General features: G+C 43.6%; 11 protein-coding genes. 8 read left to right on the top strand and 3 right to left on the bottom strand.

Annotation, left to right across the window (positions count from 1 at the left end; translation table 11 throughout):
• Positions 1–33 precede the first annotated feature (33 nt).
• From NST47_RS19255 to NST47_RS19265, 3 genes are read right to left on the bottom strand one after another with little or no spacing between them, the layout of a single operon-like run.
• The gene (locus NST47_RS19255; protein WP_341156555.1) at positions 34–1,350 is read right to left on the bottom strand and encodes an ABC transporter substrate-binding protein; all 1,317 of its coding nucleotides are present in this window, start codon (positions 1,348–1,350) and stop codon (positions 34–36) included.
• Between the two features lie 25 nt (positions 1,351–1,375).
• Positions 1,376–2,218, bottom strand: a complete 843-nt coding sequence (locus tag NST47_RS19260; protein WP_341156556.1) for a carbohydrate ABC transporter permease — start codon at positions 2,216–2,218, stop codon at positions 1,376–1,378.
• Positions 2,211–3,101, bottom strand: coding sequence for a carbohydrate ABC transporter permease (locus NST47_RS19265; protein WP_341156557.1), 891 nt, complete (start codon positions 3,099–3,101; stop codon positions 2,211–2,213). Before NST47_RS19265 ends, NST47_RS19260 begins: the two co-directional genes overlap by 8 nt.
• Before the next feature lie 288 nt (positions 3,102–3,389).
• Between NST47_RS19265 and NST47_RS19270 the strand changes: the two genes are divergently transcribed.
• The 8 genes from NST47_RS19270 (at position 3,390) to NST47_RS19305 (ending at position 13,816) form a co-directional block, all read left to right on the top strand.
• Complete coding sequence (locus tag NST47_RS19270; RefSeq protein ID WP_341156558.1) at positions 3,390–5,156, top strand: sensor histidine kinase; 1,767 nt, start codon at positions 3,390–3,392, stop codon at positions 5,154–5,156.
• Positions 5,149–6,801, top strand: coding sequence for a response regulator (locus NST47_RS19275; RefSeq protein WP_341156559.1), 1,653 nt, complete (start codon positions 5,149–5,151; stop codon positions 6,799–6,801). The genes NST47_RS19270 and NST47_RS19275 overlap by 8 nt, the downstream gene beginning before the upstream one ends.
• Positions 6,802–6,995: 194 nt before the next feature.
• Positions 6,996–7,850 carry an ABC transporter permease gene (locus NST47_RS19280; protein ID WP_341159703.1) on the top strand — a complete coding sequence of 285 codons (855 nt, stop codon included), beginning with the start codon at positions 6,996–6,998 and terminating at the stop codon, positions 7,848–7,850.
• 55 nt (positions 7,851–7,905) lie between these two features.
• Entirely contained in the window at positions 7,906–8,787 is an 882-nt protein-coding gene (locus tag NST47_RS19285; RefSeq protein ID WP_341156560.1) for a carbohydrate ABC transporter permease, read from the top strand.
• A gap of 215 nt (positions 8,788–9,002) precedes the next feature.
• Positions 9,003–10,640, top strand: a complete 1,638-nt coding sequence (locus NST47_RS19290; protein ID WP_341156561.1) for an ABC transporter substrate-binding protein — start codon at positions 9,003–9,005, stop codon at positions 10,638–10,640.
• 167 nt (positions 10,641–10,807) lie between these two features.
• The gene (locus NST47_RS19295; RefSeq protein WP_341156562.1) at positions 10,808–11,890 is read left to right on the top strand and encodes a Gfo/Idh/MocA family protein; all 1,083 of its coding nucleotides are present in this window, start codon (positions 10,808–10,810) and stop codon (positions 11,888–11,890) included.
• Positions 11,887–12,924 carry a Gfo/Idh/MocA family protein gene (locus NST47_RS19300; RefSeq protein WP_341156563.1) on the top strand — a complete coding sequence of 346 codons (1,038 nt, stop codon included), beginning with the start codon at positions 11,887–11,889 and terminating at the stop codon, positions 12,922–12,924. Before NST47_RS19295 ends, NST47_RS19300 begins: the two co-directional genes overlap by 4 nt.
• A gap of 16 nt (positions 12,925–12,940) precedes the next feature.
• A complete protein-coding gene (locus tag NST47_RS19305) occupies positions 12,941–13,816 on the top strand; it encodes a sugar phosphate isomerase/epimerase family protein (RefSeq protein WP_341156564.1) in 876 nt (291 codons plus the stop codon).
• Positions 13,817–13,847 lie beyond the last annotated feature (31 nt).

Below are 13,847 nucleotides of genomic sequence, written 5' to 3' on the forward strand. Positions count from 1 at the left end.
AGGAACGGTCTCCCTATCTTTTTGCATCACTTTTTATTGTTCCTTCAGCAGCTTCTCAATTTCCGGAGCGAGCTCATCAGCAGCTTTACCTGCATCTAATTGATTCAATCCGACCAAATCCATCTTTTTCATGGAGGCATTTACAATTTCAGACCAATTAGTGGTAAAGGGAACCTCCTTGGAGAATTCAACGGATTGGAACCAAACCTGTTTTTCTTGCTCCGAAAGCGTTGAGAACATATCCTTCTTCCTCGATTCTGCAACGGATTTCTTGATTGGAATCCCAAAAGCATTTCGATTCACCATAATATTTTCTGATTCATCGCCGATAAAGAATTGAATCGCTTTCCAAGCGTCTGCCTCATGCTTGGAGCCTTTGAATACAACATAGGAATCCACATAGTTCGGGGTTATGGCTTTCTTGGAAGCATTTGGTCTTGCTACAGGGGCTACACCCCATTTGAAATTTGTGATTTTGCCAAATGCCGGCATCATCCACGGACCTTCAACCACCATCCCTAATCGCCCTGTCATGAATAAATCATTCGGAGGAAGCGTTTTGGTATCTGCAGGCGTAGGTGAAAGGCCATCTTTAATTAATCCCTGCAGGAACGTATAAGCCTCTTTGGTCTCCTGTGTATTTACGATTTGCTTTGTCCTTTTGTCATCGATAATGCCTCCGCCATTGGACCACAGATACTGCATAGACCTTTCGGGAGCGAGGTTGACGTAAGTGCCAAAAGTTTTATTTCCGCCGGTCCCTGTTGTTATTTTCTGGGCTGCTGCGCGGAATTCTTCCCAGGTCCAGGCTTTATTCCAATCTGCAGGCGGGTAAGCAACCCCTGCTTTATCAAAAAGATCCTTGTTATAATACATGCCCAAGGTATAAATCCCTACAGGGACACCGAACATCTTATCGTCTTTGATATATTGTGAAAAAGCTGATTCGTAATAATCGCCTAAATTTAGTGTGCTTTTGGCGTATGGATACAAGTCGACAAGTTGATTTTTGGAGGAAAACATCGGCATGTAGGCTACACCCATTCTGCCTATATCGGGTGGTGTTCCTGCAGCAAGTTCTGCAGTCATCTTTTTGGTATATCCATCCCATCCGCCAGGCACTTGCTCAAGCTTAACTTGAAGCAATGGGTCTTTTTTGTTGAAAGCATCTACGACCTCTTGCCAAACGGCCAGTTCCTCCGGACTTCCTGTAATGAGCGACATTCTTAAGGTTACCGGAGCTTTGGAGTCGGTTTTACCAGCTGCAGGCTGACTTCCAGAGCTGCAGCCTGCTAATACAATGAACAATACCAGACCCAAAATAAAGAACGATGTGACCCTTTTTTTCATTTTCTTCATCCCCTAATCATATTATTTATCCTTTTAATCCGCTCAAGGTAATGCCTTCGATAAAATACCTTTGGGCGAACAGATAAATCAGTAATACAGGTAATAGTGTGATGCAAGAGGCAGCCATCAATAAGGTCCAATCCGTGGAGTAAAGCCCCTGAAAAGAAGCTATCAGTAACGGAAGAGTGAACTTTTCACTTGTGTTTAGATAAATGAGTGGGCCAAGGAAATTGTTCCAATGATACATGTACGTAAAGATGCCTAATGCAGCCAAAGCCGGTCTGCTATTGGGGAGTACGATTGACCAATAAATTTGCCATGGATTTAGTCCGTCAATCCTGCCGGCATCCTCCAGCTCACTAGGAATGGAATGCATAAACTGGCGGAGTAAAAATACACCAAAGGCATTGGTTAGGATAGGGGGGATAATTAACGGCCAATGCGTGTCTAACCAACTGATTTGTTTAAACCACAAAAACATAGGTATCATCGTAACTTGTCCGGGAATCATCATCGTGGCTAGTAACACGAGAAAAATTAGTTTTTTTCCACGAAACTCCATTTTGGCAAAGGCATATCCAGCCATCGAGCAGCTAAAAAGCGTTCCGATCGTAACCAATATCGATATTTTGAAACTGTTCAGATAGGCTGTCCCCATAGGGAACATCGTCCAGGCTCGAAAGTAGTTATCCAACTGAACAGGATTCGGGATCCATTGCGGAGGATAGGCAAACACAGCAGCCTGCTCCTTAAGTGAGGTAGCGATCATCCAGAAAAAAGGGACAACCATAATAATGGAGCCTGCAAGAAGGATGATAAATAAGATAGTGTTCTTCCAAGTGGATGTTGAACCGGCTGTTTTATACATCGTAATTCACCCACTTGGAAAATTTAAATTGAAACAGGGTTATGACAAATATGATGAAAAACAGGACAAACGAAATAGCGGAAGCTTCACCCATCTTATAAAATTGGAAGGCAGTATTATAGATGTGCAGGACAATTACGTTAGTCGCATCCGCGGGACCACCCTTTGTCATCATATAAGGTTCGTTGAAAACCTGTAAGGCATGGATGAGCAGCATAGTAAGGACAAAGAAGGTCGTAGGTGAAATCATCGGCAGTGTTATTTTCAAGAACTGCTGCCACGCTCCGGCACCGTCGATTTTGGCTGCTTCATACAAATGACGGGGTACTCCTTGAAGTCCTGCCAGGAAAAGCACCATATTATATCCAACACTCTGCCACACCGTCATGATAACAATAGACGGCATAGCCCAGGTCAAGCTGGATAACCATCCCGGAGCAGGTAGCCCCATTGACTGTAAAGCTATGTTGATCGGCCCGAAATCCGGGTTGTACAGCCAGGTCCAAACAAGTGCTACAGCAATTGACGATGTAATGACGGGTACAAAATAAGCTGCGCGAAATACCATTCTGCCCTTGATATTCTGATTAAGCATAAGCGCTAAAATCAATGCTAACACCAGTGTTGCGGGAATATAGAGAGCAGAAAATAATAAAGTATTGCTTAGGATTTTCCAAAAAAGTGGATCGGAGAGCTGTTTCTCATAATTACGCAAACCAACCCACACTGGTGTTGAGGTAATATCCCATTTCATAAAGCTGATAGCAAATGCGAATAGGACAGGACCGATAGCGAACAATAATAACCCTAATAACTGCGGTGTTATAAAGAGATAAGCCCACAGATGATCCTTCGTATTTCGACTTAGCATACTTGTTGACACGCTTTTTCCTCCATTCTGTTTGATTGTAAGCCTTTTCACAATGTTTGCAATTTTATTATCGTCTAGGAAGGTGGCCTGCGTGAATGCACACAACATGAGAATAGATGTAATATGTTCAGATTCTATGTAAATCCATTTCACTGTAAATAACGATTGCAGATAAAAATAAACTGTAATACAATTTTAGAAACAAAGTTGAATTATATGAATATAAATTTCTATTGAGTAAACAAAGTTGCCGTAAATACAGATGTCAGCATTGTAAGACTATGCTCAGGGGGGATTTGATTGCTGAAACGAATGACTATATTCTCCAAAATTATCATTTTAATCGTTGTTCTGCTGCTGCCGGTCCTGCTGTTATATGGACGCTCAAATTATGTAAGCGTTAATGTGGTAGAACAGACCTTAAAGAATGCCAATAGAGAGCAGCTTTCGTTTTTTGTCAACCAGGTCGATGCGGCAATACAAAGGTTATCCGCCTCTGCCAACTTTTTGAATAAGGAGTTGGATATCAGTCCTTATAGGGCAGAAGTGCAGCAGACTGATCTTACTGACGCAGAGAAAAATGCTTTTAATGAGAAGCTTAAACAAAAGCTGGAAACACAAAAGCTGTTTGCCAGCTGGGATAATGAATTATCGATTTATTTTCCGGGTCGCAAGGAGGTCTTGAGCACGAATCCATCAATTAAATATGAGGAGCCTTATAGTAAAAATCCATTAACGCCGGATTGGCAGGTTGAGGAGGTTACAGTCAACGGATATAAGGAATACGCTTTCGCGTATAACGAGGTTTATCCCTACATGGCCTCGGGTAATGTGGTGGATGCCCAGCATATGATTAAGGTCCGATTTTACGAACGAAATATTCGCATCGCCCTGAATCAATTCAAAACAGATAGCATCCGCGATCCCTTTTTATTTCATCCGGATTACGGGGTCATTGGCAGTAGTAATATGAACACGGCGATCACCGAAAAGCTTGCAGAGCGTTTTCGGCACATGAAGCTTGAAACCTCAGGAATTGTGGAGCAGCGTGTAGAGGGCAAAACCTATCTGGTCACTTACATCCAGTCCAAGCAGCTTGGCTGGTATGTAGTCGATTATGTGGCACTGCAGCAAATTCTTTCTCCTATATTGGAGAGCAGGAATTATTTTTATTCATGTGTTGCCGCACTTATTTTACTTAGTATATTGGCTGTTTATTTATTATATCGGCATGTACAGGTTCCGATCCGTGAGCTTGTTCAAGGTGTCAGGCGTATTGAAAAGGGACAGTATTCCAATCGAATGCCCCTGACAACCTCAAGCGAATTTGTTTTTCTGTTCAATAGCTTTAACCGGATGGCTGCGCAAATTGAAAATTTGATTGAGTCCGTGCTGACGGAGCAAATTCGCTCCAAGGAGGCGGTTTTGAAGGAGCTCCAGGCCCAAATCAATCCGCACTTTCTGTTTAATTGTCTGGCGTTTATTATGAGTATGGCCAAGACCCGCCAGTATGAAGCGATCCTTTCCATGGCTTATAGTCTTAGCAAATATTACAGGTATACGACCCGCTCGGAAAAATCCTTTTGCAAGCTGGGTGATGAAATTACGTTTATTCGGCATTATCTGGACATTCAGCAAATGCGAATGGACCGGATTCGCTACCAAATCGATATCCAGGATTCGATGCAGGATCTTATAATCCCGCGATTGCTGCTGCAGCCTTTGGTTGAGAATGCATTAATTCACGGGATAGAGCCGGAAATGGATGCTGGTTTCATACATATTACAGCAGAACGAACGGGTAACGTTTGTCAGATTAGGATAGAGGATGATGGGGCAGGGATGAGCGAGGAGGAACAGCAAGTACTTCTCAAACGAATCAACGGACCCCTTCTGGAGGATATGGGATGCGGTGTATGGAATGTGAATCAGCGGTTAAAGCTTCAATTCGGCAAGGGGGCGAATTTGCAATACGAACCCTCACAGTATGGCGGCACATGTGCAGTAATCTGCTTAAGTAGCAGTGAGCGGGAAGAAGAACAGAAAAGGGGTGAAGCTTATGTTTAATCTGCTTATTGTGGATGATGAGAGACATCTGGTGGATAGCATGGCCGACACTATTGAATGGCAGAAATTCGGCATCGAGCAAGTATTCAAGGCCTACTCCGCTGCAGAGGCGTTGGAAACGATCAACATGAATCCCGTCAATATCGTAGTTACGGATATCAGAATGCCAGGTATGGACGGGATTGAGCTGATTGGCAGACTGTCTGCACAGTGGGCTCATATTCAAATTATTATTTTGTCCGGACACGCGGATTTCCAGTATGCGCAAACCGCTGTTAAACACAATGTAGTGGAGTATTTATTAAAGCCCGTCAATGACGCTGATATTACAGAAGCTGTTGCAAAGGTATCGGTCAAGCTGTCGGTCCAAAGGGATAGCTACCTATCCGAGCAAAAACAACAGCAGCTGTTGAATCAGAACTTGCCTCTGATGAGCTCCAATTTGTTGTACGATTTACTCAATGGCAAGCGTGTGCATACATCACTTCTTGACGATTTAAAGGGAACTTACGGTATCCCTTTTGGCAAGGGAGATGAAGTTTCAATGCTGCTCATCCGCAAGGAAGGCAAATTTGTTCAATTTGATTACAACGACCAACTGCTGATGGATTTTTCTGTACTGAATATGCTTCAGGAGCTGTTTAGCGATTGCTTTTATGTTTGGCACAGCCGGGAGGTACATGACTATTTGGCTGTGATTATAAAGCCGAAGGCAAATCCTTCCGATTATTCCATCGTGAAGGAAGAAGAGGTGTGCATACAAGCATCCCGAAAAGCGGAGCAGCTTCAGCGTGCTGTACAGTTTTATTTACAAGGGAGTATATCCATCATGATCAGTCAATTATTTGCTTTTCCTGCGGGTCTCCAGGAAGAGTATAGACGATGCGTATCCAGATTTCGTAATCATATCGGTGAGGATGAGGGAATACTGATCAGCTGGGCAGAGTCGGGATCTGAAACTAAGGAGATTCGGTCACTCCAACGACTGTATGAACCGCTAACCATTGCTCAGCTGATGGATCTTGGCAAATGGCAGGAAGCCAACGAGAAGCTGGAGGCCATTGTACAAGAGCTTCAGACGAAGTGGTCTGACTCGCATGAGCATTTGCTGGAGGTATTCCATTTGCTCACCCACAGCTTTCTCCAATTTCTCCATAGCAATGGTTTGCATTGGTCTCAATTAAACCAGGAATCATCTGAACCTATCGATGCGGCAGCACCAATTCGTTCGGCACGGCAGCTTCAGCAATGGGCTGAGCATATTCTGGAAAGGCTGGAGCGGTTAACGGAGGCATACTCGCAGGACGGAAGATCGCAGCTTGTCAAGCAAGTCAATCAATACATAGAAACCCATTTGTCGAATGACGTTTCACTCCAAATCATTGCTGATCATGTCAGATTTAACCCGGCTTATCTATCCAAAATTTACAAGCAGGAAACCGGTGAAGGTATCAGTGAGTTCACCCATCGGCTGCGCATGGATAAAGCGCTGCATTTATTAAAGCAGCCGCTATTTAAAATTTACGAAATAACGGAATTACTCGGTTATCAAAATCCGCAATATTTCAGCAAGCTGTTCAAAAGAGAATATGGCTGCACCCCCCAGGAGTTTAGAGATAAACATTATTCGAGAGAAGTGCATTAGAAAATACCATGATTGCAAAGAGAATGCCATACCGATCTCCTCATCCATACCCTATACTTAGTTTGTAAGCATAACAACAAATGAACAAGCTTAAAGGGGGAATAAATGTGGATTTAGAGGCAGCCGTGCAGCCCAAAAAAATAAGCTTTGTCGTCGGTTTTACAAAAGAGCTTATCAAGCATAAGTACGTTTATATGATGCTAGTGCCGGTTATTATTTATTACATTGTTATTCATTATTTTCCGATTTATGGATTGGTGATCGCTTTTAAGGATTTTACACCAATCAAGGGAATAATGAATAGTAAATGGGTTGGATTGAAGCATTTTGAGGCCTTTTTCAACAGTTACTATTTTGTCAGGCTGCTGAAGAATACGCTGCTTATCAGCTTTTACGATTTAATTTTCGGATTTCCGGCGCCGATTATTTTGGCTCTGGTACTGAATGAAGTCAAGAAACAAATGTTTAAGCGTTTTGTGCAAACGGTTTCCTATCTGCCACATTTTATTTCACTTATTGTCGTCGTGGGTATGATCCTTGACTTCTCTGCTCTCAATGGGGTTATCAACCAGCTGATTGTTTTGTTTGGAGGTCAACCGATTTCTTTTATGCAAAATCAGGATTGGTTCAGAACAGTCTACGTAGGGTCTAATATTTGGCAAGGCATCGGTTGGGGATCTATTATTTATTTGGCAGCTCTATCAGCGATTTCACCGGAGCTGTACGAGGCAGCAAGAGTGGACGGTGCTAATCGTTGGTCACAGATGCTGCATATCACGATCCCGGGAATTATGCCGACTATCATTATCATGCTTATCCTCAGGGTTGGAAACATGATGGATGTGGGGTACGAAAAGATCATTTTATTGTACAATCCGGCTGTTTATGAAACGGCCGATGTCATCTCTTCCTTTATTTATCGCAAAGGTCTGTTGGAGATGGATTACAGCTATAGTACAGCTGTTGGTCTGTTTAATTCGCTCATCAATTTCGCATTGCTGTTAACAGTCAACCGATTGGCGAGAAAAACAGGTACTTCCTTATGGTAAAAACTACTGCTATACCAACTGCCTTAATATCAAGTTGCTCGTAAGGGGGCGTACCATGCACACAAGATCGTTATACGGAAGACTGGTGGACCCGGTCATTTATATCGCTTTGATCGGATTGGCTCTCATTACTGTGTACCCATTTATTTATGTGCTTATTGCTTCCGTCAGTGAGCCTGTCTATGTAATGAAGCATCAAGGTTTGCTATTCTGGCCGGTGGGCTTCACTTTGAAGGCATACGGTTATGTGTTTGATAATCCGATGATTCTTACCGGCTATAGAAACACCCTATTTTATGTTCTGGTTGGAACATCCGTCAATATGCTCATGACCTCGCTTGGGGCGTATTCACTTTCCAGAAGGTATATCAAAGCTGGTAGCTTCATTATGCTGATGATTGTATTTACGATGTTCTTTAGTGGTGGCTTAATTCCTTCTTATTTGAATGTGAAAAGTTTGGGGCTGCAAGACAGCATATGGGCGCTCATTATACCATCCGCAATCAATACGTTCAATTTAATTGTGATGAGAACCGCCTTCAGGGGAGTTCCCGATAGTATGGAGGAGTCGGCCAAAATTGATGGAGCTAACGATTTTGTCATATTGTTTCGGATATTTATTCCACTCATTCTTCCTTTGTTTACGGTAATTATTTTGTTCTATCTGGTTCAACATTGGAATTCATGGTTTCCTGCGATGATTTATTTGCGAACGAGGGAGTTGTATCCCGTCCAACTCATATTGCGCGAAATTTTGATAGCCAGCAGTACGGATACGATGACAAGCGGTTCTGCAACCGCCATGGATTCGGAGCAGATCGGGGAGACTATCAAATATGCAACCATTATGGTTGTGTGCTTGCCAATTATTTGTGTGTACCCGTTTTTGCAAAAGTATTTCACGAAAGGCATCATGGTTGGAGCGGTTAAGGAATGAGTCAAAAAGCAGACCGCTGCGGAGAAGGGGTCTGCCTCCGGTCTCTGTTGAAATCGTGAAATTTGATTAGATTAAGTGGTATCTTCACGATTTCAAAGGCAAACGCTTCCCTCCTACAGCACACCCCTTCTCCTCCGCTACTCTTTTTGAATATGTTTAATTTAAGATGAGATTACGAAGTAAGTTTGCTTCACAAACTCTAAGGAGGTCATAACATGTTAAAACCAGGTAAACAAGCAGCAGCTGTAAGTACCCTATTGGCGGTGTCCCTCGTCTCAGCCGCATGCTCAACGGGCGGGTCGTCCAATCAAGCGGATGCAAATAAACCGAAGGCAGCAGAGTCTCCTGCGGCAGTAGCTTCGGCAAAGCCCAAGCTTCCGTTATTTGAAAAGCCGGTGGAGTTGACTTACTTTGTAATGCTTGATCCTAAGATTTCGGCTACAAAGAAAAACTATTCGGAGATTGAAGCATTCAGTTTGTTGGAGAAGGAAACCAACGTCAAGATCAAGTTTCTTCATCCTCCGCTGGGCAGCGAAAAAGAACAATTCAACTTAATGGTAAGCTCCAATGATCTGGCTGATTTGCTGGCTGTGCAAGCCACCTACTATAATGGCGGAGCGCAGAAGGCGTTAAATGACGGCGTCATTATTCGTCTGAATGAATTAATAGACAAGCATGCCCCTAATTTCAAAAAATATCTGAATGACCATCCTGATTTTATCAAGGATATGGTGTTGGATGATGGTACGATCTATGCTTTTCCTACATTTAAAGTAGAGAAAATCAACAGATTCACGAACGGTTTCCAGATTCGTAAGGATTGGCTCGATAAATATGGTCTACAAGTCCCAAATACAATGGATGAATGGTATAAGGTACTCAAGACCTTTAAAGAAAAGGACCCGCAGTCCACTCCGTTTTCAGCGACCGCCGCTTCCGTAACATGGCGTGAATTTATGTCGGCTTGGGCAATCAAATATGATTTTTACCAAGTGAACGGGAAAGTAAAATTCGGTCAATTGCAGCCCGAGTATAAAGAATATTTGACAACTATGAAGAAATGGTACGATGAGGGTCTGCTCGACCCGGAATTCGCCACCAATGATACAAAAAAGCTCGATTCCAAGATTACAGGTAACATCGCGGGTTCATTCAATGCTCAGCTAAATGGGGGGATGGGCCGTCTGCTTGATTTAATGAAAGACGAGCCAGGCTTTAAGCTGGTCGGAGCACCGAATCCACAGGCAAAAGACGGCAAGTTCTATAACTTAAATAGCAATACCTTATCCGCTCCGCAAGGCAATGAGGTGGTGATGATTAGCGGAAGCAGTAAAAAAGCGGCAGAGGCTGTGCAGTGGATGGATGTCGCTTACTCCGAATGGGGCCATAACTTAATGAACTTTGGGATCGAAGGAAAATCCTATAATATGGTGAATGGAGCCCCCAAACTATCCGATGCTGTAATGAAGGATCCAAAATTGTCAGTCGTTAATGCTCTTGGACAGTATTCACTGGGTAATGCAACAGGCAGATTCTGGGTGGAAGACTCACGATTAGCCGAGCAAGTGGCGACTTATCCAGAACAGCTCGAAGCCAATAAAGTATGGGCGAGCGCAGATTCCAGCTTAAACCTGCCTAATTCGTTGACACCGACTGTGGAGGAAAGCCAAAAGCTCGCCTCGATTATGGCTGATATCAACACATACAACAGCGAGATGTTTCTTAAATTTGTTTATGGTAAAGAACCACTTTCCAATTTTGACGCTTATCAACAAAGATTGAAGCAAATGAATATTGAGGAAGCGATCAAAATTCAGCAGGCCGCCCTGGATAGATACAATAAAAGAAAATAGCATAAGCAGGAGACCTCATGCCAAATTCTTGGTGTGAGGTCTTACTCCAGGCCAAAGAGTAAAAAGTCATTGCAGAATTCAGAAAACAAGTGTAATATGATGAAACCAAGTTGAATAAACAAGGTAAACAGCTATCGTTACACAGTAATCTATATCGGAGGCGAATTATGGTAACGAACAAGAAGCCCACATTTATACAAATTGGAACCGGAGGGTTCGGTGGTTACTGGTGCAGCAAGGTACTCCCTTATATTGTAAAGGAGCGAGGGTTGGCCGAGCTGGTTGCTGCCGTCGATGTGAATCCAAATGCCCATGCCAACATTATTTCCTCCTTGGCACTGGATCCGGCATTATGTTATACCGATATTCGCACAGCATTGCAGGAGCATCCATGTGATTTTGTCGTAATTGCTTTACCAGCTCATCTGCATGAATATGCGGTTGAACTTGCCTTGGAATTCAATTGTCATATTTTGATGGAAAAGCCTATTTCCGATTCCATGGAAGCGAGCTGCAGAGTTTACCGCAAGGTCAAGCAGTCAGGAAAAAAAATGGCGATTACAATCAGCCACCGTTTTGATCAGGATAAACAAACCTTGCAGCAATTAATTCATTCCAATTTGTATGGAAAACCGCATTATATCATTGGAAGATTTACAAGTAACAATCGCTCTGCAGTTAATAATCTCAAGGAATATGCCCATCATCATTACCTGATTTCATCTGCTGTCCATCAATTTGATATTATTCGCTCTTTGTCCGGGTCCAATGCCAAGACTGTATATACACAATCCTGGAATCCGGAATGGGCTCCTTTTACGGAACATAGCACTGCGCTGGTTTCCTTGGAAATGGAGAATGGCATTCGGGCGTTCTTTGAAGGCTCGAAGTCCAATGCTACCAAGCTTAATGGTTGGGAGAATGATTATTTTCGCGTCGAGTGTGAGCTGGCTACCTTGGAGCTGGATCATAGAGAGATCAATGTACGAAGTCATCTTGGGTTCCCTCATCCGGCGCTCTCTCAAATCCCGTTAATACAGCAAGAGTCATGGACGCATCCATGGTTAATGGAATTATTTATTGATTGGTTGGGTGGCGGGGAGATGCCTCCGAATAGTCTGGATGACAATCTACAATGCACAGCTCTGCAATATGCGGCAATCGAAAGCGGTTTGACCGGAAAAATCGTAGATGTGCAGCAGTTTTTAGCCTCACACTTGAAAGACGGAAGAAAGGAGATGCCAGAATGACCTATCAAAGGGACTTTAAGCGCAAGCTGAACGTTGCCATAGTCGGTGTGGGCTCGCACTGCTACCGGAATATACTGCCGGCGATGAATTATTTGCCTGTTACCATCAAGGCCTTATGTGATCGTGATGAAGCTTTGGTGAAAGCTACGGCTTTGCAGTATGGGAATTGCTCCTATTATACGGATGCGAAGGACATGTATCATAAGGAGCAGCTGGATGCTGTGTTTCTGGCAGTATCCCCTCAAGCTCACCCGAAGCTGGCTATAGAAGCCTTTGAGGCGGGTGTAAACGTATGGATGGAGAAACCTGTTGCCATGCGGGCTGCAGAGGTTGAGCAGATGATTGCACACAGAGGCGAGAATATCGCAGTTGTGGGGTTAAAAAAAGCTTTTATGCCTGCAGCAGAAAAAGCTTTGGAGGTTGTACATGCTCCGGAATATGGTGGTTTGAACTCGATTCTTGCCGTGTATGCTATGACACTTCCGGAGAATGGCAAGGAAATTTTGGAGAGCGGGAAATTCCATAATTGGCTGGGCAACGGCTGCCACCCGCTTGCGTTCATGATGGCTGTCGGTGGTAAGGTAGAGGCCGTTACGACCCATAAGCAGAAGAGTGGGAACGGCTCGCTCCTGCTTGATTTTACGAATGGAGTTGCTGGTAACTTCCACCTTGCCAGGGGGCCGCAGCCAATTGAATCCTATAGTCTTTTTGCAGATAAATGGCATATGCATATTGACAATAGTATGAAGGTAACCCTGCAAAGCGGCCATCCCGATTTCAAGTATGGGGTAACAACGGACTATATCCCACCAGGCTTTGAGTCGGGAGCCAGAGTGTGGGAGCCACAGAATTGTTTGGCTACATTGGAGAACAAATCCATTTTTACCCAAGGGTTTTATCATGAGCTGATCTATTTCTGTGAATGTGTGCTCAACAAACAAGTCCCTAAGAAGGGGACGCTGGAATTCGCATTAGAGATCATGAAGGTTTATGAGGCAGCGCTGCTGTCGGATGGTAAAACAATCTATGTATAGGAAGGAGGCTGGATGAATGGCGGTACAAACCAGATTAACGATGCTGAACACCATGGCAGGCCCTGATTTCATACAGGCGATGGACCAGTTTGCCCTCTGGGGACTGGAGGTTATCGATTTAAAGGATCACATCTACGGAAAGTCGATATCCGACCTGAATGCAGATGAAGCCGAGGCTGCTGCGGTTGTGCTGAAGGAAAGGAATTTGCAAGTGTATTCTTTTTCCTCGGAGCTGTTCTATGATGATATCGAGAAAGGTGAGGAGCATTTCCGAACCCATCATTTCAACAGGATTACCCGACTCCTGCAAGCAGCCGATACATTGAAACCAACGATGATTCGCTTGCTTGCGGCCCAATACAAGCATAGAAATACGTACTCGTTTAGCATGGATTACATTCATGAGTTCGCACCATGGCTAATTCCGCTTTATCAGGAGGCAGTCGACCGAATCCATGAGGCTGGATACCATGTAACGATTGAGAACGAATGTCATGATTGCATATGGGCCACTCCTAGTGAAATCATAAGTTTTTTTCATGAATTGAATAGGCCGAATAAGGTCCACTTTACTTACGATGTGCAAAATTTGTGGCAAATGGGAACGTATCCAAGCTTGACGGTATATGAAGCATTAAAACCGATTATTGGATTTGTGCATTTGAAAGGTGGTCAGCAGGGTGAGGAGGGTAGTTCATTAGTATGGAAATCCTCGCTGGAGGATGCCTCCTGGCCAGTAGAAGAGCTGGTCACTCAAGTCGTACGTGATCAAATCAGTCCTGTTATTTGCCTGAATCCAAGTCATGGAAAATTAAAGGAGGGCTATGTTTACGACAATCTCACAAAAAGGGATCTGTGCTATGTACAAGCACTTCTTGGTGCTCAGCAATAGTTATGTATTATCCAAAAAACTACAAACCGAT

The organism is Paenibacillus sp. FSL H8-0034 (genome assembly GCF_038000305.1).
Taxonomy (GTDB): domain Bacteria; phylum Bacillota; class Bacilli; order Paenibacillales; family NBRC-103111; genus Paenibacillus_S.

Coding starts and splice junctions, on each gene's coding strand:
- NST47_RS19255 (WP_341156555.1), bottom strand. CDS start 1,350: ATGAAAAAAAGGGTCACATCGTTCTTTATTTTGGGTCTGGTATTGTTC.
- NST47_RS19260 (WP_341156556.1), bottom strand. CDS start 2,218: ATGTATAAAACAGCCGGTTCAACATCCACTTGGAAGAACACTATCTTA.
- NST47_RS19275 (WP_341156559.1), top strand. CDS start 5,149: ATGTTTAATCTGCTTATTGTGGATGATGAGAGACATCTGGTGGATAGC.
- NST47_RS19280 (WP_341159703.1), top strand. CDS start 6,996: ATGATGCTAGTGCCGGTTATTATTTATTACATTGTTATTCATTATTTT.
- NST47_RS19285 (WP_341156560.1), top strand. CDS start 7,906: ATGCACACAAGATCGTTATACGGAAGACTGGTGGACCCGGTCATTTAT.
- NST47_RS19290 (WP_341156561.1), top strand. CDS start 9,003: ATGTTAAAACCAGGTAAACAAGCAGCAGCTGTAAGTACCCTATTGGCG.
- NST47_RS19295 (WP_341156562.1), top strand. CDS start 10,808: ATGGTAACGAACAAGAAGCCCACATTTATACAAATTGGAACCGGAGGG.
- NST47_RS19300 (WP_341156563.1), top strand. CDS start 11,887: ATGACCTATCAAAGGGACTTTAAGCGCAAGCTGAACGTTGCCATAGTC.
- NST47_RS19305 (WP_341156564.1), top strand. CDS start 12,941: ATGGCGGTACAAACCAGATTAACGATGCTGAACACCATGGCAGGCCCT.